Genomic DNA, 24955 nt, shown 5'->3' with positions numbered 1-24955 from the left:
ATCATAAAATTTAAATGAAAAAAGTGAAAAACCTCAGTGCTGCCTTTATCTTAGTTACCTTGATGTTTGGCCAGTACGAATTGAAAGGTCAGGAAAAAGATTCTACAGCAGTAAAAATAGATACTGCCAAAGTGAAAAAGGATGATAAGAAAAAGTCTTCTATGAAGTCTTATAAAGAAATTATCACCGATAAAGCAATTTCCGACCAAGGGGTAATCACTGTTCATAAAATTGATGATAAGTATTATTTTGAAATTCCTGATACTATATTAAAAAAGGAATTTCTGTTGGTAACAAGGCTTACAAAAGCAGCGGCAGGAATGCGTTCTGGTAGTGCCGGTTATGCAGGAGATCAGATTGGGCAGCAGGTAGTAGCTTTTGAAAAAGGACCCAAAGATAAAATACTTTTAAGATCGATTTCTTTTGTTGATTATGCAAAAGATTCTACATCAGATATGTACAATTCTGTGATCAGAAATAATGTACAATCTATTATTAAATCTTTTGATGTAAAAACATACGGGAATAATAAAAAATCTTCCGTAATTGAAGTAACAGATCTTTTAAATTCGGATAATGAGATGGTTTCTTTCTCTGCGAATTCTAAAGACGATTTCAGAGTAGGGACATTTCAGAAGGATATGTCTTTTGTAAATTTTGTAAAATCCTATCCAACCAATCTTGAGATCAATACCACCAAAACTTTTGCTCGTACGTTAGGAAGACCAATACCAGGAATTCCTGCTGCCAATCTTCCAAAAGTGAGTGGAAACTATACTGTGGAAATCAATTCTTCGTTTGTTCTTTTGCCGGAAAATAAAATGCAGGCAAGGTACTTTGACCCAAGAGTAGGATATTTTGCCGTGGGATATACAGATTTTGATCTTGATCCCCAAGGTGTAAAAAGAGTTTCTCTGGTTAAAAGATGGAGGTTGGAGCCTAAACCTCAGGATTTGGAAAAATATAAAAAAGGAGAGCTTGTAGAGCCTGCAAAACCTATTGTATTCTATATTGATCCTGCAACCCCTAAAAAATGGGTTCCTTATCTGATTCAGGGAGTAAATGATTGGCAGAAAGCTTTTGAAAAAGCAGGTTTCAAAAATGCAATTTATGCTAAAGTTCCGGACCCGAAAGTTGATCCGGAATGGAGTCTTGAAGATGCAAGGTTTTCAGCAATTGTTTATAAACCTTCAGATGTGCCTAATGCTTCAGGACCTTCAATTTCAGACCCGAGAACAGGAGAAATTATGGAAAGTCATATCAACTGGTATCATAATGTAATGATGCTGTTGAGAAACTGGTATTTTGTTCAGGCTTCACCGAATGATGAAAGAGCCAGAAAAATTGAATTTGATGATAAACTAATGGGCGAGCTTATCCGTTTTGTTTCGTCTCATGAAGTGGGGCATACATTAGGATTAAGACATAATTTCGGATCGAGTTCTACCGTGCCTGTTGAAAAATTGAGAGATAAAAAATGGCTTGAAAAAAATGGTCATACCCCTTCAATTATGGATTATGCACGATTTAATTATGTAGCTCAGCCGGAAGATAATATCGGAGAATCCGGAATTATGCCGAGAATTGGGGATTATGATAATTGGGCTATTGAGTGGGGATATAGAAGATTCTATCAATATAATACTCCTGATCTGGAAAAGGAATATTTAAATAACTGGGTAATCAAAAATCTTAAAAACGAAAGGCTTTGGTTCGGAACAGAAACCAATCCTTTTGATCCGAGATCTCAAAGTGAGCAGGTAGGAGATAATGCAATGATTGCAAGTGCTTACGGAATTAAAAATTTAAAAAGAATTATTGATAATCTTGAAAAGTGGACCAAAACTCCGAATGAAGATTATGATAACCTTGGAATGATGTATGATCAGGTAACCACACAGTTCAGAAGATATGCAGGTCATGTTTCAAAATATATCGGTGGACAGATGGAAACTCCTAAAACCGCAGAACAGTCGGGAGTGGTATATGAAGTGGTTGCTAAAAAAGACCAGAAGGAAGCTATGAAGTTTTTAGAGGAAAATATTTTCACAACACCGCAATGGCTGCTGAAAAAAGAAATTTTTGAGAAAACAGGAAAAACTCCGGTAAAAACAGTTGAAGATATCCAGAATGGCGTTCTTGCAAGAATTTTGAGCCCAATGGTTTTAAATAATATGTATCAGATGGAAGCGATAGATCCGAATACCTATACAACGGTTGAATTATTTTCAGATCTTAATGCTTCAATCATTAAAAAAGAAAATCCGGATGTGTACGGAAGAAATCTTCAGAGAAATTATGTTGATAATTTAATTAAGATTATTGACGTGAAAAACTCTGACAGATCTGATGTTTCGGCTATTGCAAGAGGAAATTTAGTAATGATTAAAAAAGATCTTTCCGGAAGAGCAGATTCTAATACGGTAAATACATATCACTATGAAGACCTTGTTTTCAGAATTGAAAAAGCTTTAGATCCAAAGTAAAGTAGAAGTATGAAATATATTAGCATTATTATATTATTATGTAGTCTCGGAATGCTTACTTCCTGTGGAGGAGATGATGATATCTGCGAGAGCGGAGAAGGTACCCCGAGAATGAAAATCAAGTTTAAAAAAGCAGGAAAACAAACTACTTTAGATTCTATTAAAGTGTTTGTAAACTATGGTTCCAATATTGTAGATTTTGGCTGGCAAAAAAACGTAGACTCAGTTTTTGTTCCGTTGCGTGTAGATGATTCCCCTTACACGGATTTGTTTGTTAAAACTACCACTACTGCAGATTCATCTAAAGTTAGGGTAAGTTATACCACCAAAGCTATTTATGTTTCACCGGGATGCGGAATGAAAAAGAACTACGAAAATCTGAAGTCGGAACTATTATTACCAACAACTGTTTTAGGTGTGGAAACCGGGCAAAATTTTATTGAAAATGAGGAAAAAACTAATTTATATCTTAATTTTTAGTCTTTCATATTTTGTAGCTTTTGCTCAGGAAAAGAAAGAAGATCAGAAAAAAGAATGGCACTATAAGCCTAATTTTATGGTAGGTTTTGATCTGCTGAATACAGGTGCCTCTTTTTTTTCGGATAGAAAACTATATCAGGGTTTTATATCCTCAAGAATTAAAGAAAAAGTCCATGGAGTAATAGATGCAGGCTTTGAATCCAACGTTTATCAAAAAAATGGATACGATGCTAAAGTAAATGGTGTTTTTCTTCGGCTGGGAAGCTTTTATATGCTGGCAAGAGATCCTGAAAATGAATTTAATGGTTTTTATGGTGGAGGAAAATTAGCCGGAGCGTTTTACAAACAGGAATATATGGCTATTCCGGTACGTGGATATGGAGGTAGTAGTGCTTCAGTAGCATTTCCTTCCTCTACTCAATCTTCCTACTGGATTGAAGGTTCTTTAGGAGGAAGGGTTCAGTTATTCGAATCTAATTTTTATATAGATGTAAATTTGCAACCTAAATACTTAGTATACACTACAAAACAGGATGATATACAGCCAATGATTGTCCCCGGTTTTGGAAGAAGCTCAGGAAAGTTTACAATGGGATTTGCCTGGAATATTGCGTATAAGTTTTAGGGGTTGTTATACCTTCACAATTTATTGATATTTATGAGCACGAGATTTATCTAGAAGAAAGGTATTGGAAAATAAAAAATGCTACTGGTATTCTCGTTGCGGCTGGAGAAGATTATGAATATTCACAGACAAAATCATTTAAGGTAGTCCAAGCTAGTTACCTTTTCAACAAGAGAAGTGAAAAAAGAAACATTTGCTGTTTATCCAAATCCTGCAACGGATGTCCTAAATATTACTAAAAGTCAAAAAAGGTTAAATATGAAATTCATAATGCAGCTTGATAATTGATAAAAATCGATGGTAGTAAAAATACCAGTTAAGAGTAAGTGGATTACTAAAAGGAACTTACATGATCTCTGAAAGTTTAAGTTTGTTAAAAAGTAAGGAAATCTTATTATTATATGGAGTCTCAAGCATATTGCTTGAGGCTTTTTAAATATAATTATTGTTAAATTAACATAATTATTTGTTTTTTTTACTGCGAATGCTTATAAAGCATTATATTTGAGGGCTAGAATAATTATTAAGATTTGTTTATATGAAAAAACTTATTACTGCTTTATTTTTAAGTACGATAGGAGGTTTTGCCTTTGGGCAATGGACTCCTATTGCTAAAAAAAGAGGGTCAATAGTTGATCCATCTGAAATAGAATATAAGCTTGATATCAACCAGATTAAAAATCAATTGAAAAAGGCTCAAGAAACCGGACCTAATGCTCAAGCTGTTGAAATTTCTTTACCTACCTTAAGAGGTAAAATTGAACGGTTTGCCGTTTATAGTTTTCCTGTTGTTGTAAAAGAGTTGGCCGATCAATATGATTTAGGTTCTTATGTAGGGGTAGGAATAGATGATCCTTCCAAATTTTTAAGATTTTCAGTGGCTCCAAATGATTTTCAGTCAATGATAATCAGTGGTGGAAATTATGAGTTTATTGAACCCTTATTATCAGATAAAACAACGTATAGAGTTCATCCAAAATCTAAACCAACCGGAGGAAAAAGTTTTGTATGTAGTACAGAGGAAGGAATTGCTGCTGCCCAGCAAATTGAAGAAATGTCGAAATTAGGTAGTTCATTTACTAATCAGCCGACAGACTTTTCAAAAATGTCAGATAAGAAATACAGAACCATGAGGTTGGCATTGTCTGTTACTGGTGAATATACGGCTTTTCACGGTGGGACGGTTGCAGGAGCATTAGCAGCGATGAATGCTACACTGACAAGAGTAAATGGAGTTTTTGAAAAAGATTTTGCATTACATCTGAATCTTCAAAATTACCCAGGTATTATATATTTAGATGGAACGACGGACCCATATTCTGATGCTACAAGTGGAGGTAGTCCTGATTGGAACTTGCAGCTTCAGCAAACTCTTACAGCCAATGTAGGTAATGGAAACTATGATATTGGTCACTTATTTGGAGCGACAGGAGGTGGTGGCAATGCTGGTTGTATAGGTTGTGTATGTATTAATCCAGCTACAAGTACATCATTACAAAAAGGTTCAGGATTTACATCGCCTGCAGATGGTATCTCTCAAGGTGATAATTTTGATATTGATTATGTTGCTCATGAGATGGGACATCAACTAGGTGCAAATCATACTTTCTCTCATGCTATTGAAGGCTATGGAGTGAATGTTGAACCTGGTTCTGGTTCTACGATTATGGGGTATGCTGGTATTACAGGAGCAACGACTGATGTTCAGGCTCACTCTGATGCTTATTTCCATATTGCAAGCATAAAGCAGGTTCAGGCTAATTTAATTGCTAAGACTTGTGATGTTGAAACTGCTTTTACAAATAATCCTCCAGTAATTGCTGCTCTTCCAACTTATACGATTCCTAAAGGAACAGCATTTGTACTTACAGCTTCAGTTACAGATCCAGAAAATGATCCAATGACTTATACTTGGGAAGAAGTTGATAGTGGATCTACATCTGCTCAAACAATTAATAAAACAAATTTAGGAACGACTACTTATGGTGCGTCATTTAGGTCGTTCACGCCTACAACAAGTCCTACAAGATATTTCCCAAAATTGTCTTCTGTATTAGCTGGAGTTTTAGATAATTCTTTAAATACATGGGAATCTACATCCCAAGTTGCAAGAAGTTCTAAATTTTCTATTACAGCTAGAGATAATAATGCTAATGCATTTCAGCAACAAACACAATATGCTGAACAAACCATTACGGTTGGAGCTGATGGTCCATTTAAGATTACTTCTTCAGGATTCTTATATACGAACGTAGCTAATACTTTAACATGGGATGTAGCTAATACATCTTCAGGTGCATATAATTCACCAAATGTTAAATTAGATTATTCAACAGATAATGGAGCAACTTGGACAGTCCTTGCGGCAACTACTGCAAACGATGGTTCGGAAGCAGTTAGTTTACCTACTTCGTTGAACGGTCAAATGATTGCCATTAGAGTTTCATCTATAGGTAATGTTTTCTATGCATTGAAAAAAGTAATGGTTACTACTCAAGCAACTTGTGGTAGCGTAGTTACGGGGGTGTATGTTAATAATATTACAGCATCAGGAGGAACAGTGAACTGGTCGCCGACAGTAGGAGCTACTTCATATGTTATTCAGTATAAAAAAACAACTGATACAACATGGCAACAGACTACTTCAACAACAAATACTGTAGCTATTTCAACTCTTGCAGCTAATACTGCTTATGAAGTTCAGGTAGCAGCTGTTTGTGGCACGCAAGGTCCATTCTCAACAAGTGTTATTTTTACAACACTTGCTACAGCATATTGTGATATTTATGCAAGTAATAATGGACAATATGAATATATTTCTAATGTAAGTTTGTCAAATAATGGTACTGTATTAATGACCAATACATCTGGTCCGTCTCATTATACAAATTATACTACTAATACTGCTCTTCAGGCAACTTTATTGCCTAATACTTCTTATACATTATCTATTAATGTAGCTAGTGCTGATTATGATACAGTACTTACCTTTATTGATTTTAATAACAATGGTGTCTTTGAAAGTTCGGAAAGAGTACAGAACTATCCAGTAAATCTTCCGACAGGACCAATCACAGGAACATTTACTGTACCAGCTACAGCAGTTACTAATCAACCATTAAGAATGAGAGTAATATTGTATTATGCTGGTGCCACTAATCCAAATACGGGGGCTTCTCAAATAGGACTTTCTTTAGGTTCAACATATGCTGGTTGTGGTACTTATTCATATGGAGAGGCAGAAGACTATAATGTTGTAGTACAAAGTAATTTAGGAACAAGAGACTTGGAGAATCCTAATAATGGTATTCAAATCTATCCAAACCCAGCAACAGATTTCTTAAATGTAACTAAAGTTTCTGATAAAGCAACTTATAAAATTTATAATGCTGCTGGACAATTAGTAAGCAACGGAAATATTAATGGTGGAAAAATTAATGTTTCTGCATTGATAAAAGGAGCTTACGTCATTTCTATTGAAGATAAAGGAAATGATTTGTTTAAATCTAAGTTTATTAAAAAATAAATAGTCAATCTTTTATAGTTTCCAAAGCCTCATGTTTACATGGGGCTTTTTATTTTTATACCATTACTTATTTAATGTTTATGATGTATAATGAATGATTGTCATTGGTTTTTTTAATGAATTTGATTAAAAAAATAAAGATTTAATAGGAGGATTATAAAAAATGATTAGATTTGCATAAATAATACCAAAACAAGTGAAATATTATGAAAATCAATCCCTCCCAATATTCTTGAAACTTAATTAGTCCTGAATTCGAATGAAAAACGTCTGATTCGGGGCTTTAATAGAGTTCTTTAGCCAATTTTTGCGAGATAATCAATGCTTTGAAATCTACCATAGACTTTTGGCAATTAAAATCATCTAACACTTATTTATCATACTATGAAAAAACTTTTACTCATGTGCCAATTACTTTTTGGCTCATTTTTGATGGCCCAGGTCGCCTACACCCAGAATTGGACGGCCTTGGGACTTAATAACTGGACCACAAGCGGGTCTGTTTTTTCCAATGAGACTGCTGCCAACCAGATATGCGGAACCAGTGGTGGAACCATTAGAGGCGAAAGGTATTATGGAAACACAGGTGAGTTTACTTCCCCCAATCTCACAGGAAATAATACCGGACAGGTCACCATGTCTTTTGATTACAAAGTAACCGATTATTATGCGGGAACTACTGCTACGCCAGCTGCTAACATAGGGACTATAAAAGTAGAATATGCTACAAACACTTCAGGGCCCTGGACTACAGCTTATACGATTAATTCTGCCAACCATATATCGGCTAATACATGTGCGACAAAAACGATTACTTTTGTACCTTCGGCAGGGAATTTATATGTTCGATTTAATGTTACTTCTGATCTTAATTCAGATGTTTATTATTATTTTGATAATGTATCAATTTCGCAATCTGCACCCCCAACTTGTGCCGCACCATCAGCAATAACATTAGGAACTGTTACTGCGGCTACCGCTGCTATATCATGGACAGCACCTACACCGGCTCCGGCAAACGGGTATGATGTTTATTATAATACTACAGGAATTCCTCCAACTTCAAGTACGGTGCTTAATGCAAGTAATTCCGTACCAAGTACTGCAACTTCGGCTACGATTTCAGGCTTGTCACCAATCACAACTTATTATGTATGGGTAAGAGCAAAATGCAGTGCTACTGATCAGAGTTATTGGATCCCTATGGCTTTACCATTCACAACACCATGTGTTTCAATTTCTACTTTTCCTTGGTCTGAAAATTTTGACTCAATGACAAGCATTGGAACAGCTGTGTTACCAAATTGTTGGGCAACTAATGGAGGCTCTAATTTATTTACGACTCAGGATGCTTCTGCTCAAGATTATAATGATCCAAAATCTACTCCTAATTATGTAACTGTTTATTATCCTACAACAGCATCTTATTTATGGACACCTAGCTTTCACTTAACGGCAAATCAGTCTTATGATTTCTCCTTCTATTGGGTAGGGGATGGATATTCTGGTTGGGAAGGAGATGTATTGGTGAATACTTTACAGTCTTCTACAGGAGCTACCAATTTGACTACTTTTGTTACGTCTTCCCAAACAACAAATGGGGGCTCAAATAGTACAAACTACACAAAAGTTAAAGTAACATTTGTACCAGCTACAACAGGGGAGTATAATTTCGGAATTAAAGCTTATGCTGCTACCTGGGATCCGTATTATTTAGGATTTGATGATTTTAATGTAATGCCTACTCCTACTTGTGTAGAGCCTACAGGAATGACCGTGAGTGGAATTTCTTCAAATACAGCTACCATAAGCTGGACAGCACCAAATCCTGTTCCTGCAAATGGGTATGAATATTATATTTCTACAACAAACACACCGCCTACTGCTGCAACGGGACCTGTAACCGGTACTTCATTTAGTTTGCCAAGTACTTTGGCTCCAAACACTACCTATTATTGGTGGGTAAGAGCAGTTTGCTCTACAACAGACTCCAGTATCTGGATTCAGGGACCTACATTTACGACAACACAAATTCCAGCTACACTACCTTATTCTCAGCCTTTTACCAGTAATGATTTTGGAATTATAAATGGATCTCAGACAAATAAATGGTATTATGGCTCGGCAGCAGGTAATCCGGCAAATTCAATATTTATCTCTAATGATAATGGGGCTACAAATGCTTATGATGCTTATTCTACGAGTGTGGTTCATGCTTATAGAGATTTTGCCATACCTGCAGGAACAACAGCCGCTTCACCTGCTATTCTTACTTTTGATTGGAGAGCTATGGGAGAAGGGACAACGCCATATTTATACGATTATATCAGTGTATGGATAGTTCCTTCATCATACATGCCAGCTGCAGGAAATGCAATTACTGCAGGAGCGAATAGAGTTTTACTAGGCCAGCTAAATCAACAGGGAACTTGGCAGAGCTTTGTGAATACTAATGTGGATTTATCAGGTTATGCAGGAGGTGTTATGCGTTTGGTATTCGAATGGAAAAATGATTCGTATGGTGGTAATTCGCCAGCAGGTGCAATAGATAATATAAATTTATTGATCCCTACTTGTAAGGTTCCGACAACTTTGAATGTAACAGGAATTGTTTCGAATGGAGCAACAATCGGCTGGACAGCGCCAACGCCTGCGCCTGTTGGTGGATATATATACTATGTTTCGGCTTCAAATACGCCTCCTGGTGCAAGTACGGTTGGAATACCTACCTCAGCGACTTCTGTGAATTTGACTCCTACTTTAGCTCCGAACACAACGTATTACTGGTGGGTAAAAGCAGTTTGCTCTACTACCGACTCCAGTATTTGGATTCCGGGACCAAGTTTTATGACGACACAAATTCCGGCGCAAATTCCTTATATCCAGGATTTTTCTGGAAGCAATGATTTCGGATTGTTAAATGGAGGACAACCTAATATATGGTTCCATGGTTCTGCAACCGGAAATACCGGAAAGTCCATCTATATTACAAATGATAATGGAGTTACGAACTCATATGCTGATAATTTAACAAGTATTGTACATGCCTACAGAGATATAGAAATTCCGGCAGGAACCAGCCTTGCTACTTTCTCTTTTGACTGGAAAGCAGATGGAGAGAGTTCTTATGATTATTTAAAAGTATGGCTGGTACCGGCTACCTTTTTACCTACACCGGGAACTCAGATTACGACTGCAACCGGAACACCTGGATCGCCGGGAAGAGTTCAGGTAGGACAGTATAATTTAAATGGAACGACTTGGCAGTCTTACTCCAATGCGAGTTTAAATTTGACAAACTATGCAGGTGGTATAATGCGTTTGGTATTCGAATGGACCAATGATAGCTCTGGAGGAACACCGCCACCGGCAGCTGTTGACAATATTGTATTGAGAGTTTGTAGTACAGCTACACCTGTCGTTACAGTAGTTCCAACTTCTATTACACATAATTCAGCGACAATTACCTGGCCGCAGGATATCGGAGGAGCTTCTTATAAAGTAAGATACAGACCGGTTGGTTCTACACAATGGCTGCCAACAGCAGGTCCTATTGATGTGCCAGCAGTAAATGCGCCTAACCAGCCACCTTTTCCTCTTACAGGATTATTACCTGCAACATTATATGAAGTAGAAGTAGCAGCAGTTTGTAATACCGTGAACGTAGGAACATATTCCCACAATGAATTTACTACATTATGTGATCCGACTCCGCCAAATGTAACATTTACTAATATTACAGCTACTACGGCAGTTGTGAACTGGTCACCATTGGCGGCAAGTGCTACCTATCAGCTGCAATGGAGAAAAGTTGGAGATCCTACGTGGATTGGCCCAATTAATTTACCAAACCCTCCGGCGAATAGCTTCTCACTTCCTTCAACAGGATATACTCTAACACCGTATACACAGTATGAAGTTCAGGTAAGAAATACATGTGTCAATTCAACAACACCTAACCCGTGGTCAAGTTTGGCAAGATTTACTACGGAGAGAACTTGTGATATTGCACCTCCGGGATTAACAATTCTTGAGCTAAAACCAACAAGTGCTAAAGTTCAGTGGGATCCTTATGTAGGTCCGGATGCGACGGGTAAATATATTTTAAAATACAGAAAAATAGGAATTCCGGGATGGACTACTGTTCAGGTGTCGAACAATATCTATACCCTTACCGATTTAACGGAACTGACTAAGTATGAAATGGAGGTAGCTAATGTTTGTAGCGGTACACCAGGTAATTATACCTTGCCATACTACTTTACGACTCCAACTGTAATCTATTGCCAGATGGGAGCGTTGAATTCTGTAGGAGACTATATTTCCAAAGTAACAGTAACTCCTAATGGAAAACCACAAATGGTTAATACTTCTGCAGGATCAACATACACTGATTATACGGCTGTAGTACCTGCTCAAATTGAATTGATTCAGGGATCAACCAATAACCAGTTAACAATTGATAAAGTGGTAAGCGCAGATGCAGGCGTTGTAGCATGGATCGATTTCGACAGAAACGGAGAATTTGACATCAATGAAAGAATTTTGGTATCTAATCCAAGTACTGCAGCAACAGCAACTACGACATTCAGTGTACCGTCCGATGCTTTTGTAAGCAATGCAGACTATATGTATGTAGTAATGAGAGTTGCGTTAATGAAGGGAGGAATTCCGGTAAACTGTAGCAACTTTGACAATGGAGAAGTGGAAGATTACACGGTGAGAATCTCTAAGAAACCGACTGCTAACTTACTGAATCAGAATGATATCTTAATCTATCCTAACCCTGTAAGTACAGTATTGAATGTTAAGAATATCAGTAAGAGAGCTAACTATAAGATTTATAGTGCAGCAGGCCAGTTGATTTCAAGTGGAATTATCTTAAACAACAAAGTAGATGTTCATACGTTAATCAACGGAATGTATGTGATCGATATTCAGGATGGCTCAACTTCGGTACAGAAGAAATTCATCAAGGAATAAGAATCATGACAACGGTTACTTTTTAAATAGAATCAGCTCTCAGAAATGAGAGCTGATTTTTTTTGTTGCTATTTATTGAGTTTTGATTAAAAAATAGAATGTGTTGAAGAAATAATTTGAATATTTCCTATTCGGTGTTGAATCGATAACTTATTGGTTAGGATCGTTCTTTTTTCAAATGATGATTTCGCTAAACACCTTTATTTACTGGGAAAATCAATGTTGGAAAATTCACACGTTTGTGTATTTTTCAGATATCTATAATCATAATTGAAAGATTTTGTTAGTATTTGATTGAAATAAGTAATTATTAATGATATTTTTAATTAAAATATGATTAGATTTGTGTAATTATTAAAAATGTTGTAATATGAAATAAACTTTATTCTCTCTTTAATGCAGTTGAGACTGCAATAAAATATATTCAGGACACTGAGTATATAATCGAAAAAAAAATAACTTGTCTTTCGACGATTATCATTCATTAAATTTTAAAAACTATGAGCGTATTTTTACATTGTAAAAACAAAAAATTCTTTAGGGAGTTGATTGTATTATTCTGTATGCTGTTCGGACTGTTTGCGAAAGGACAGACAGGATCAATAGGTACAGGTACTGCTACATCAAGCTACCTTCCTGTTTACTCTTGTTATGGATACAGTTATTCACAACAATTGTATACAGCTGCTGAGCTTACTACAGCTATCGGGACTACCAATACGGTAATTACCAAAGTAAGGTTTTACGTGTCAGCTACGGCAGCAACCCAATCCAACTATAACCAGTGGACGGTGTATATTGGAAATACAACAAAAACGACTTTTTCTTCTACAACCGACTGGGTGCCTTTATCCCAAATGTCACAGGTTTATTCTGGAACATTAGGAACGATGACAGCGGGAAATTGGGTAGAGCTTTCTCTTACCACACCATTTGTGTGGGATGGGACGAGCAACCTGGTAATTGCAGTTGATGAAAATGCACCTGGCTATTCATGTACGGCTACTTGGGGAGCGTATACATCGGGAACGAATACGGGAATATATCATTATAGTGATACTGTAAATGCAGATCCGGCTTCGCCGCCAACTGCAAATAGCAGAACGGCATCTATTCCAAGGTTACAGCTTGTGAGTGAAGCGCCTTCTGGATGTATGTTTCCAAATCAGTTAGCTACGGGAGTTATTACTTCAAATAGTGGACAGATTAACTGGACAGCTCCTACTCCTGTACCAGCCAACGGCTATGATGTATATTATAACACGACAGGAGTTGCTCCTACTTCTTCAACAGTACTCAATGCCACCAATTCTGTACAAAGTACTACTACATCTGCTACTATTTCAGGATTAACGGCCAACACGACTTATTATGTATGGGCAAGAGCTAAGTGTAGTTCTACACAGCAAAGTATTTGGGTAGGACCTGTTTCTTTCTATACAGGGTATTGTGTGCCGACAGGAGGAACGAGTTCCAGCTCTTATTATCTGAATAAAATCTTGACAACAGGAGGATGGACCAATTTGAATTATACGGCATCATCCTATACAGCTTATGTTAATAATTCAACAAATACAATTACAACTTCACCGGGAAGTATAATTAATGTTAGCTTAGCGGCGGCAGGATCTGGTACTTATTATTATTATACATGGGTAGACTGGAATAATGACATGGATTTTAATGATGCGGGAGAAACGATTCTGGCAACAACTTCTTATGCTGCTACAGGATCGACCAACATTAACGTTCCGGCAGCACAGCCTTATGGGAATTACAGAGTGAGATTTGCTGTATCATACAGTGGAGCAATTACGTCTTGTGGTACCGCATCATATGGTAATTATGTAGATTATACTATAGCGGTTGGAGCTCCTCCTACTTGTATGCCGCCATCAGCATTAACTCTTACTTCTGCTACGACGTCTTCTGCATCAATAAGCTGGACGGCTTCTACAACGAATCCTCTAGGTTATGAAATTTATTATAATACAACAGGTATTGCACCGGGAGCAGCAACTACTCCTCAGATTACAGGAGTAACAGGTACAACTGCTACAATTCCTGGTTTAACAATTAATACCACTTATTATATATGGGTACGAGCAAGATGTAGTTCTACAGATGCAAGCCCTTGGTCTGGACCAATTACTGTATTTACTAATTATTGTGCTCCAACAGGAGGAAGTAGTTCAACAACATACTATTTAAACAATATTACGACTACAGGAGGATGGACAAACCTTGGATATACGGCATCATCTTATACGGCTTATGTTAATTCTAATATGTCTTTCCTTAGTTCTCCGGGAAATAGTGTTGTGATGAACTTGGCGACTTCTGGTGGTTCTACATATTACTATTATGTTTGGATTGACTGGAATAATGACATGGACTTTAATGATCCGGGAGAAACTATCCTGGCAACAACTTCTTATGCGTCTACAGGAACTGCAACAATTAATATTCCTGCAGCACAAGCGTTAGGAAATTATAGGGTAAGAGCTTCTTCATCTTTTATTGGAGCAGTTACTCCTTGTGGACCTGCACCATACGGAAATTATGTAGACTTTACCTTGGCTGTAGTTGCGCCACCAACATGTTTACCACCAACAGGTTTAGCAGTAAGCGGTTTAACGGGTAATGGGGCAATTATAAGCTGGGCAACTCCAGCAACGCCACCGGCAAACGGATATGCATATTATGTTTCTACAACTCCAACGCAGCCGGCAACCCCTACAGGGACAACAACGGCAACATCAGTGAACCTTGCACCGACTTTAGCTCCGAACACAACCTATTACTGGTGGGTAAAAGCTATTTGCTCCCCTACAGATAACAGTTATGTAGCTCAGGGGCCAAACTTTATGACTACGCAGATTCCGGCTCAGCTTCCTTATATTCAGAGTTTTGAAGCTGCAAATGATTTAGGATTATTGAACGGAACACAAGCTAATAAATGGTTCTATGGCTCTGCAACCGGAAATACTGGAAAATCCATCTATATTTCTAATGATAATGGAGTAACAAATGCTTATACAATTTCTTCTGCGGCAAGTACGGTACAGGCTTATAGAGATATACAGATTCCGGCAGGAACCAGCCTTGCTACCTTCTCTTTTGACTGGAAAGCACAGGGTGAAAGTATTTATGATTACTTAAGAGTATGGTTGGTGCCATCCAACTTTATGCCTACACCGGGAACTCAGATTACAACTGGTGCTGGAAGAGTGCAGGTAGGACAGTATAATTTAAATGGAACGACTTGGCAGTCTTACTCCAATGCAAATTTAAATTTAACCAGCTTTGCAGGAAGTGTAATGCGTTTGGTATTCGAATGGAGAAATGATGGTACCGGAGGAGCTCAGCCACCGGCAGCTGTTGACAATATTGTATTGAGAGTTTGTAGTACAGCTACTCCTGTCGTTACAGTAACTCCGGCTTCTATTACACATAATTCAGCGACGATTACCTGGCCACAGGATATCGGAGGAGCTTCTTATAAAGTAAGATACAGACCGGTAGGTTCTACACAATGGTTACCAACAGCAGGTCCAATTGATATAGCTGCAGTAACGGGAACTACACAGACGTTTACGTTAAACCCGCCAACTTATCCATTAACTCCGGCAACGGATTATGAAGTAGAAGTAGCGGCTGTGTGTAATACCGTGAACGTAGGAACATATTCACATAATGTGTTTACCACAAGATGTGACCCAACTCCACCGAATGTAACGTTTACTAATATTACAGCTACTACAGCAGTTGTGAACTGGTCACCATTGGCAGCAAGTGCTACCTATCAGTTGCAATGGAGAAAAGTAGGAGATCCTACATGGATTGGACCAATTAATTTACCAAACCCTCCGGCGAATAGCTTCTCACTTCCTTCAACAGGATATACTCTAACACCGTATACCCAGTATGAAGTACAGGTAAGAAATATATGTGTAAATTCAACAACACCTAACCCATGGTCAAGCTTGGCAAGATTTACTACGGAGAGAACTTGTGAGATTCCGCCACCAGGATTAACAATTCTGGAATTGAAACCAACAAGTGCTAAGGTTCAGTGGGATCCTTATGTAGGTCCGGATGCAACAGGTAAATATATTTTAAGATACAGAAAAGTGGGAATCCCAGGATGGACTACTGTTCAGGTGTCGAATAATATATATACTCTTACCGGTTTAACGGAGCTGACTAAGTATGAAATGGAGGTAGCTAACGTTTGTAGTGGTACTCCTGGTAATTTTACTTTACCATACTATTTTACCACTCCAACAGTAATTTATTGCCAGATGGGAGCGTTGAATACCTCAGGAGAATATATCTCTAAAGTGACAGTGGTTCCTAATGGAAAACCGCAGATGGTCAATACTTCTGTAGGATCGAAGTATACTGATTATACGGCTGTAGTACCTGCGCAAATTGAATTGATTCAGGGATCAACCAATAACCAGTTAACAATTGATAAAGTAGTAAGTGGGGACGCAGGTGTTGTGGCATGGATTGATTTCGACAGAAACGGAGAATTTGACATCAATGAAAGAATCTTGGTATCTAATCCAAGTACTGCAGCAACAGCAACGACGACATTCAGTGTACCATCCGATGCTTTTGTAAGCAATGTAGATTACATGTATGTAGTGATGAGAGTTGCCTTAATGAAAGGAGGAATTCCGGTAAACTGTACTAACTTCGACAGTGGAGAAGTGGAAGATTACTCGATAAGAATCTCTAAGAAACCTGCAAATAGTTTATTGAATCAAGATGATATCTTAATTTATCCTAACCCTGTAAGTACAGTATTGAATGTTAAGAATATCAGCAAGAGAGCTAACTATAAGATTTATAGTTCTGCAGGTCAACTAATCACGAGTGGAATCATCTTAAACAACAAAGTAGATGTTCATACGTTGATTAATGGAGTTTATATGATCGATATTCAGGATGGTTCAACTTCGGTACAGAAGAAATTCATCAAAGAATAAGAATTACTAATTGATTACTTTTTAAATAGAATAAGCTCTCAGAAATGGGAGCTTATTTTTTTATTATAAATATATAAGCGGTTGTAATATTTAAGAATGAATTTTATGCTTGATGATATTAAAATTTGATAGAGGTAAAAATGAAGTTTTCGAGAAGAATTATTTTTTTTGTTTCCATATGACCGATTTAATAGATATTTGATAGTTAAAGGTTGTTGTTTTTAAAATTTAAATCTTTTTTTTTGTTTTTATTTATTTCCAATAAAAAATGAGAATTTGTGTTATTTATTTAAAATAAATAAGTGTAAGGTATTTGTGAGATAAAAGTATTAGTTTTGCAACCAATTTAAAATAATACAGCCTATGATAAAAATTTTTACATTTTACTATTTTCTATAATAACTAATGGTTTTAAACGTTAAAGATATTTTTAGGACCATCCATTTAATTCTAATTTAATTTATGTATAATTCTCAAAATCCTAATAATGGATTTAATATTTTGATGATATGAAGAAGATTTTACTACTTTTTTCATTTGTAATTGCATTTCTCGTGAATGCACAAGTGAGTTCTTACAGTTTTGTGAAGTCCTCAGGAGTTTATACCCCGATAACGGGAGCAACATTAATAGCTGCTGCTACTAGTTCAAATTCTCTTGATGATAATATTTATCCTGTAACCCTTCCATTTCAATTTTCATTTAATGGTGTTAATTACTCATCATTAAATGTTTCAACAAACGGTTTTTTAACTTTTGGAACAACGGCTCCGTCAACGTCTGAATATTCACCTATTTCCGGTACAACAGCCTATTCTGGTGCTATTTCTGCATTTGGTGGAGACCTTAATTCAGTGTTCAATCTTGGTGGTACTACAGGTAGCATCAGCTGGGGAGTTGTGGGAACAGCTCCAAACAGAGAAATAGTGGTACAATGGGCTGACTTCAGACCTGCTTATACCACTTCTACTACAAATGCTTATTCTTTTTCTTTTCAAATACGATTAAGAGAAACTACGAATACAATTGCTGTGGTTTATAAGAACGGGTCTTATCTTGTAGGAAGTACATCTATTAGTGGGAGCAGACAAATTGGTTTAAGAGGTACAACCAATGCTGATTTTAATAACAGAACTAATTCAAGCTCAGTTCTTTTCACAAACTCTACTGCTGGTACTGCAAATAGTAATACTCAGGCATATAATACGACTGCTGCTACACCAGGGATGCCAACTGCCGGATTGACCTATACATGGACTCCGCCAACCTGTTTTGCACCTACGAATTTAACGTCATCAGCAATAACGTCTACAAGTGGATCAGTTAGCTGGACGGCTCCTTCATCGGCTCCAGGAAGTGGATATGATATTTATTATACCACTTCTACAACAGCACCAACATCTGCAACGGTACCATCACAGACAGTACCAACAGGAACTTCCGTAACACTTTCACCTTTATCTCCCAATACAACATATTATGTATGGGTAAGATCAAGATGTAGTGGAACAGATCAAAGTGGATGGACGTCTATATCTTTTACAACACCATGTGCAGCGATCACAGCTTTACCATGGACTGAAAATTTTGATTCCATGTCAAGTATTGGTTCAGGAATTGTTCCTTCTTGCTGGAAACAAGTTACAGGTACTAATGCGTGGACTTCTTCCAATACGGGCTCTACGACATATAATACACCTAGATCTACTCCTAATTATATGAGGATTACGTATGGTAATACTACTCCAAGCCAGTTATGGACACCTGGATTTGCATTAACAGCAGGTACTGCCTATGAGTTTTCATTCTATTATAACACAGGAGGGCAAGGCTCTTCTTACCAAGGATTTACTGGTAATGTATTGGTAAATTCTGCCACTTCTACTACAGGGGCTACCAATTTAGGGACATTTATCACGGCTACACAAGATACACCGGGGTATGTCAAGTATAAAGTATACTATACTCCAGCTACATCCGGAACGTATTATTTTGCTGCAAATGTATCTGCAACGAGTGCTCCTTGGTATTTGGGGCTTGACGACTTCAAATTGAGAGTTGCTCCTACGTGTATTGAACCGATAGGAGTAACAGTAGTTGGTTCAACATCTTCTACGGCTACAATTTCTTGGACACCTCCTGCTACTGCACCTGCTGGCGGATACCAAATATATTACAGTACTATAACTACACCACCTGCAACACCTAATATTACAGGTATCCCAAGTGGAAGTACAGGGTATACAATTCCGGGACTTGCACAAAGTACTACCTATTATATATGGGTAAAAGCATTGTGTAGCTCTACAGATCAAAGTGATTTGTCAGACGCGGTTTCTGTTATGACGACACAGATACCTGCAACTCTTCCTTATATTCAGAATTTTGAAACAGCGAATGATTTAGGATTGATTAATGCGACCCAAACCAATAAATGGTTCTATGGTTCTGCAACCGGAAATATCGGAAAGTCCATCTATATTACAAATGATAACGGGGTAACAAATGCTTATACTACTGGTACCGGAAGTGTTGTACAAGCGTATAGAGATATACAGATTCCTGCTGGAACTACTTTGGCTTCTTTCTCTTTTGATTGGAAAGGACAGGGTGAAAGTATTTATGATTACTTAAGAGTATGGTTGGTGCCGTCCAATTTTATGCCTACGCCGGGAGCTCAGATTACAGCTGCAACCGGAACACCTGGAGCGCCGGGAAGAGTTCAGGTAGGACAGTATAACTTAAATGGAACTTGGAGTAATTATTCCAATCCAAACCTGAATCTTACCAATTATGCAGGTACTACTATGCGTTTGGTATTCGAATGGAGAAATGATACTTCAGGAGGAACACAGCCACCGATTGCGGTTGATAATATTGTATTGAGAGTTTGTAGTACAGCTACTCCTGTCGTTACAGTAGTTCCAACTTCTATTACACATAATTCAGTTCAGATTACCTGGCCACAGGATGTCGGAGGTGCTTCTTACAAAGTAAGATACCGTCCGGTTAATTCTGGTCAATGGTTGCCAATAACAGGTCCGATTGATGTAGCTGCTATAACAGGAACAACGCAAACATTTACATTAAACCCACCAACTTATCCATTAACTCCGGCAACGGATTATGAAATAGAAGTGGCGGCTGTTTGTAATACCGTGAACGTAGGAACATATTCACATAATGTGTTTACTACATTATGCGATCCGACTCCACCGAATGTAACCTTTACCAATATTACAGCTACTTCGGCAGTTGTGAACTGGTCACCATTGGCAGCAAGTGCAACTTATCAGTTACAATGGAGAAAAGTTGGAGATCCTACATGGTCATCTACGATCAATTTGCCTAATCCGCCAACTACTACTTATTTGCTTTCAGGTTTAACACCATATACACAGTATGAAGTTCAGGTAAGAAATATGTGTGTTAATTCAACAACACCTAACCCATGGTCAAGCTTAGCAAGATTTACTACGGAGAGAACTTGTGAGATTGCACCTCCGGGATTGACTATTCTTGAGCTAAAACCAACAAGTGCTAAAGTTCAGTGGGATCCTTATGTAGGTCCGGATGCAACAGGTAAATATATTTTAAGATACAGAAAAGTGGGAATCCCAGGATGGACTACTGTTCAGGTGTCGAACAATATCTATACTCTTACCGGTTTAACGGAACTGACGAAGTATGAAATGGAGGTAGCTAACGTTTGTAGTGGTACTCCGGGTAACTTCACTTTACCATATTACTTTACAACCCCAACAGTGATTTATTGTCAGATGGGAGCAGTGAATACTTCAGGTGAATATATCTCTAAAGTGACAGTGGTTCCTAATGGAAAACCGCAGATGATAAAAGCTTCTGCAGGTTCAACATATACCGATTATACGACCGATCCTCTTGCTCAGATCGAATTGATCCAAGGTTCAGTGAACAACCAGTTAACGATTGATAAAGTAGTAAGTGCAGATGCAGGTGTTGTGGCATGGATCGATTTCGACAGAAACGGAGAATTTGATATCAATGAAAGAATTTTGGTATCTAATCCAAGTACTGCAGCAACAGCAACTACGACATTCAGTGTACCATCAGATGCTTTTGTAAGCAATGTAGATTACATGTATGTAGTGATGAGAGTAGCATTAATGAAAGGAGGAATTCCGGTAAACTGTACCAACTTTGACAGTGGAGAAGTGGAAGATTACACGGTGAGAATCTCTAAGAAACCGGCTACAAACTTACTGAATCAGAATGATATCTTAATTTACCCTAACCCTGTAAGTACAGTATTGAATGTTAAGAATATCAGCAAGAGAGCTAACTATAAGATTTATAGTGCAGCAGGTCAGTTAATCGCGAGTGGAATTATCTTAAACAACAAAGTAGATGTTCATACGTTGATTAATGGGGTTTATATGATCGATATTCAGGATGGTTCAACTTCGGTACAGAAGAAATTCATCAAGGAATAAAAATCATACAACGATTACTTTTTAAAATAGAATCAGCTCTCAGAAATGAGAGCTGATTTTTTTATATTATTATAAAAGAAATAAAAAGCTCGCTGAAAATTCCAACGAGCTGTATTTTATTCAATACTAAAAATAATTTTTTCGGTTTGTTCTTTTAGATCCTCCAAATTTGTATTGTTGTAGATGACATAATCTGCCAATTTTATTTTATCTTTTTCAGGCATCTGCTTTTCCATAACAGCTTCTACTTCCCGGTAGGTTTTGTTGTCTCTGTCCATTACTCTTTTGGCTCTGATATTATCTTCGGCAGTTACCAAGACAGACTGATAACATTGTCTGTTGAGTTTCAGTTCAAATAATAAGGCTGTCTCTTTAAAAACCAGATATTTGGTCTGCTTCTTTACCCATTCTTCAAAATCAATCCGGACAGCAGGATGAATAATTTCATTTAAGCTTTGAAGCAAATCTTTATTATTAAAAACTTTTTCAGCAACAAACTTTCTGTTATAGACACCATTTTCATAAGCTTCATTACCTAAAAGTTCGATGATTTTACCTTTCAGTTCATCATTGTCATTTACGATATCTTTTGCTCTGTCATCCGAGTAATATACAGGAAATCCAAATTCTTCAATAAATTTTGCAACCGTAGTTTTTCCGGAACCTATTCCTCCTGTTAAACCAATTATTTTTGAGGCAGATAACGGTTCTGGTTCTGCTTTCTGAGTTTCTGATTGTAATTCTTCCATACTTAAAAATTAATATCCGAAAACATCATTAAAACTAAACGTCTCATCCAATCTTACTCCTTTTTCAGTCATTTTAAGACTGGCTAATTCATTGTGTGCATCATGTTCAAAGAACAACAGGTATTCATTATCTACACACTGCTTCAGGAATTTTCCTTTTTCTTCCAATGTCAAAAGAGGTCTTGTATCATATCCCATTACATATACCTGATTGATATGTCCTACCGTAGGAATCAAATCGGCAGCAAAAACTATTGTTTTATCCTGGTATTGAATGACAGGTAGCATTTGTTTCTCTGTGTGCCCATCAACAAATATAACATCCATCTTCAAATCGGGTGCGAAGCCGTAATTTCCGGTTGTTGGAAGCGGTAAAAAGTTTAATTGTCCGCTTTCCTGCATTGGGATAATATTTTCCTTTAGAAAACTTGCTTTTTCTCTTGCGTTAGGCTCTGTTGCCCATTGCCAGTGGTTTTCGTTAGTCCAGAACTGTGCGTTTTTGAAAGCCGGTCTGTAACCCGTTCTGTCATCGTTCCATTCAATAGCTCCACCACAATGGTCAAAATGAAGGTGAGTTAAGAAAACATCGGTGATATCTTCTCTTACGAAACCATATTTTTTTAAATTTTTATCTAAATTATCATCTCCCCAAAGAGAATAATGTCCAAAGAATTTATCATCTTGTTTATTTCCAAGACCGCAATCAATTAAAATTAATTTCTTTCCGTCTTCCACAAGAAGTGAGCGCGTTCCAAGCTCGATCAGGTTTTTTTCGTCTGCAGGATTCGTCTTTTCCCACAAACTCTTTGGGACGACTCCAAACATGGCACCGCCATCCAATTTAAATTTTCCACACTGTATTGGATATAGTTTCATATAATATTAAGTTTTATAATGTATTATTTTTTAACAGTTTCATTTTCTCAGCAATCTTTTTTCCATTTTCATCGCTGTTTTCAAGATTTGAAATGATATTTTTAAAATCGTTCTCTTTTCTGTTTTGAGAAAGCTTCTGTTTAATGAAAATTTCAGTAGGAATAATTTTTAATCCGAAAGCTCCTTTCATCTCTTTCTCAACAAATTCCTTTCCCATATTTTCCACCATCATCGGACACCGCTGAAACTTCTCATATTTGGAAGTCAGTTTATCCAGATGATGATACAATTCTTCAGGATTCATCAGTTCCACTTTTCCATAGATCTGCACCGCTTCATAATTCCAGGTCGAAACATTCACATGGTCGTACCAGCTGCTTGAAATATATGTATGGGCTCCTAAAAAATCACAAAGAACTTCATCTCCGTTTTTTAGTGTTTTCGCTTGCGGATTAGCTTTTGAAATATGAGTTTCAATATAAACATTTTCTGTGTCATCTTCGTTTAGCATCATCATCGAATGGGTGGCACGAATTTTATCTACGGAAGAAATTAATAAAGCAAAAGAATGTTCTCTGATGATTTCTTTCATCAGGTTGTAATCTTCGCTTTTGTATAATTTAGGTATAAACATTATCTAAAATAATTCCCCGGGATTTTTAGGTCTTGCAATATTTAAATGTTTATATGCTTTCTCAGTCACTTCGCGGCCTCTCGGAGTTCTAATGATAAATCCCTCCTGAATTAAAAACGGTTCATAAACCTCTTCCAATGTTTCAGGATTTTCGGCAATAGATGTTGCCAGTGCTGAAATTCCTACCGGTTTTCCTTTGAAATTCTCAATCATCACACGCATAATCTTATTATCCATTTCATCCAATCCGAATTCATCTACATTTAATGAATCAAGAGCGTATTTGGTGATGTTAATTTCAATTTCACCATTACCTTTTATCTCTGCAAAATCCCGGACTCTTCTCAATAGAGCATTGGCAATTCTCGGAGTTCCGCGGCTTCTTCTTGCAATTTCGATGGCTGCATCTTCATAAATTTTCACACCTAAAACCCTTGCACTTCTGATGATAATCATTGATAAAAGTTCGATCGTGTAATATTCAAGCCTGCTTTGAATCCCGAATCTGGCAAGCATCGGTTTTGTCAGCATTCCACTTCTTGTCGTTGCTCCAACTAAAGTAAAAGGATTCAGGCCAATCTGAACACTTCTCGCGTTCGGACCGGTTTCCAGCATAATATCTATTTTATAATCTTCCATCGCGGAATATAAGTATTCTTCTACGACAGGAGACAGGCGATGAATTTCATCAATGAAAAGAACGTCGTTTTCCTCTAGGTTTGTCAAGAGTCCGGCTAAACTTCCCGGCTTATCCAGAACTGGTCCGGATGTAATTTTACAATTTACACCCAATTCGTTGGCAATAATATTCGCTAAAGTGGTTTTACCCAAACCGGGAGGACCATGCAATAAAACATGGTCAAGAGCGCCACCACGCTTCTTGGCGGCAGTCACGAAGACTTCAAGATTTTCCAAAGTTTTCCTCTGTCCCGCAAAATCTTTAAAGCTTTGAGGACGAATCTGTTCTTCCTGCATCAGCTCTTCACGGGAGTAGTTGTCTTTGTCTGGATGTAAAAAATCAGGCATTAATTCAATTTCATTTACCGTAAAGATAGGAAAATTGAGGTTAAGATGAAGACTGAGTTGAGATTAATTTCAGGCTGAGGTTGAGGTTTAGGCTGAGATTG

At 37.3% G+C, this 24955-nt stretch carries 11 protein-coding genes; 7 read left to right on the top strand and 4 right to left on the bottom strand.

The window, feature by feature from the left end:
• Nucleotides 1-14 precede the first annotated feature (14 nt).
• The 7 genes from MKS83_RS10765 (at nucleotide 15) to MKS83_RS10735 (ending at nucleotide 21569) form a co-directional block, all read left to right on the top strand.
• Nucleotides 15-2486, top strand: coding sequence for a zinc-dependent metalloprotease (locus MKS83_RS10765; protein ID WP_240583161.1), 2472 nt, complete (start codon nucleotides 15-17; stop codon nucleotides 2484-2486).
• 9 nt (nucleotides 2487-2495) lie between these two features.
• Nucleotides 2496-2966 carry a DUF6452 family protein gene (locus tag MKS83_RS10760; RefSeq protein WP_100376814.1) on the top strand — a complete coding sequence of 157 codons (471 nt, stop codon included), beginning with the start codon at nucleotides 2496-2498 and terminating at the stop codon, nucleotides 2964-2966.
• Nucleotides 2932-3591: a DUF6048 family protein gene (locus tag MKS83_RS10755; protein ID WP_240583160.1), complete on the top strand. Its 660-nt coding sequence runs from the start codon at nucleotides 2932-2934 to the stop codon at nucleotides 3589-3591. The genes MKS83_RS10760 and MKS83_RS10755 overlap by 35 nt, the downstream gene beginning before the upstream one ends.
• An 802-nt stretch (nucleotides 3592-4393) precedes the next feature.
• Nucleotides 4394-7117 carry a reprolysin-like metallopeptidase gene (locus tag MKS83_RS10750; RefSeq protein ID WP_240583159.1) on the top strand — a complete coding sequence of 908 codons (2724 nt, stop codon included), beginning with the start codon at nucleotides 4394-4396 and terminating at the stop codon, nucleotides 7115-7117.
• A 402-nt stretch (nucleotides 7118-7519) separates the two neighbouring features.
• Nucleotides 7520-12100, top strand: a complete 4581-nt coding sequence (locus MKS83_RS10745; RefSeq protein ID WP_240583158.1) for a fibronectin type III domain-containing protein — start codon at nucleotides 7520-7522, stop codon at nucleotides 12098-12100.
• A gap of 500 nt (nucleotides 12101-12600) precedes the next feature.
• Entirely contained in the window at nucleotides 12601-17097 is a 4497-nt protein-coding gene (locus tag MKS83_RS10740; RefSeq protein ID WP_240583157.1) for a GEVED domain-containing protein, read from the top strand.
• A 509-nt stretch (nucleotides 17098-17606) separates the two neighbouring features.
• A complete protein-coding gene (locus MKS83_RS10735; protein WP_240583156.1) occupies nucleotides 17607-21569 on the top strand; it encodes a fibronectin type III domain-containing protein in 3963 nt (1320 codons plus the stop codon).
• Nucleotides 21570-21685: 116 nt separating this feature from the next.
• On the opposite strand, the gene coaE is transcribed toward MKS83_RS10735, so the two are convergent.
• The 4 genes from coaE to ruvB are packed head-to-tail and all read right to left on the bottom strand — an operon-like array spanning nucleotide 21686 to nucleotide 24854.
• Nucleotides 21686-22318 (bottom strand): dephospho-CoA kinase, encoded by a 633-nt coding sequence (coaE, locus tag MKS83_RS10730; protein WP_240583155.1) that lies wholly within the window; start codon nucleotides 22316-22318, stop codon nucleotides 21686-21688.
• Between the two features lie 9 nt (nucleotides 22319-22327).
• Nucleotides 22328-23194, bottom strand: coding sequence for an MBL fold metallo-hydrolase (locus MKS83_RS10725; RefSeq protein ID WP_240583154.1), 867 nt, complete (start codon nucleotides 23192-23194; stop codon nucleotides 22328-22330).
• 13 nt (nucleotides 23195-23207) lie between these two features.
• Nucleotides 23208-23828 carry an FMN-binding negative transcriptional regulator gene (locus MKS83_RS10720; protein WP_240583153.1) on the bottom strand — a complete coding sequence of 207 codons (621 nt, stop codon included), beginning with the start codon at nucleotides 23826-23828 and terminating at the stop codon, nucleotides 23208-23210.
• Between the two features lie 3 nt (nucleotides 23829-23831).
• Nucleotides 23832-24854, bottom strand: a complete 1023-nt coding sequence (gene ruvB, locus MKS83_RS10715; RefSeq protein ID WP_240583152.1) for a Holliday junction branch migration DNA helicase RuvB — start codon at nucleotides 24852-24854, stop codon at nucleotides 23832-23834.
• Nucleotides 24855-24955: the final 101 nt, after the last annotated feature.

It is taken from the genome of Chryseobacterium sp. Y16C (assembly GCF_022488405.1).
Lineage (GTDB): Bacteria > Bacteroidota > Bacteroidia > Flavobacteriales > Weeksellaceae > Chryseobacterium > Chryseobacterium geocarposphaerae.
This window is presented reverse-complemented; position numbering and strand designations above follow the sequence as displayed.